The organism is Pseudomonas sp. VE 267-6A (genome assembly GCF_024126555.1).
Lineage (GTDB): Bacteria > Pseudomonadota > Gammaproteobacteria > Pseudomonadales > Pseudomonadaceae > Aquipseudomonas > Aquipseudomonas palmensis.
The window spans coordinates 1-809 of sequence record NZ_JAMYBY010000048.1; the positions used below are offsets into that span (position 1 = coordinate 1).

The window sequence follows — 809 nt, forward strand, 5'->3', positions numbered from 1 at the left end:
TGCAGGAAGGCGAGCGTGTGCAGGAGGGATTCGAGGTTCAGCGACGCCCGTTCACTGACCAGCTCCAGTTCGAATTCGAACGGCTGGCTGAGCGCTTCGCGCCCGCTGAACGACAGCACCTGAAAGTCGCTGTCGACCCCGTCCAGGGTCAGGGTGAAATGGGGCTGGTTGGCCGCTGAGAACATCCGATGTTCCTCCCGCTGCAAAAACTGGGGTGACAGGCTGCCCCGGCCGGCCATGCTGGCTGGCCGGGGCAGTGAACTAACGCAGGCTTAGCCGGCGACCGGGGTACGCCAGTCGTCCGAGCCGGAGGTACCGGACACTTCGTGGGTCCAGGTGATCTTGCGGTAGGTGAAGTGCACGTCTTCGAGGTGGGTGAAGTGCGCGTTGGCCGGGTCCTGGCAGTTGTGCATGTAGTCCTTGATGTCGACGATGATCGCGTCTTCGAGCTTGGTGGTGAAATAGTGCTCCTGGGTGCCGGCCGCCGAGGTGCGGTACCAGTGGATGACGATTTCGGTCAGGCGCTCGCCGGAGGTCAGCGCGGCCAGCAGCAGGGGCGACGCCTTGTCGAAGACCTTGGTGATGACCACCGGCTTGTGCACGCGCTGGCCGGTCGGCTGACCGGACTGCGGGTCGCGCGGGATGATCACTTCGTGGTTGAAGCCCTGGACCATGACCTGGTCTTCGTGGCCTTCCTGGTAGGTGTTGCCGACCGAATCGGCGGTGAAGGCACCGGCGGTGATCAGGCCTTGTTTGGTGCCGGTGACGGACATGTAGGCAGGTGTTGCCATGGGGGTTTGCTCCTTGCA

General features: G+C 63.7%; 2 protein-coding genes. Both read right to left on the reverse strand.

Features of this window, described 5'->3' with window-relative positions:
• On the reverse strand, positions 1–185 hold a 185-nt coding region (locus NJH59_RS25370), incomplete at its 3' end, for a hypothetical protein (protein ID WP_253087470.1).
• Positions 186–272: 87 nt separating this feature from the next.
• Positions 273–791, reverse strand: a complete 519-nt coding sequence (locus NJH59_RS25375; RefSeq protein ID WP_043859617.1) for an Hcp family type VI secretion system effector — start codon at positions 789–791, stop codon at positions 273–275.
• Between the last annotated feature and the right edge of the window lie 18 nt (positions 792–809).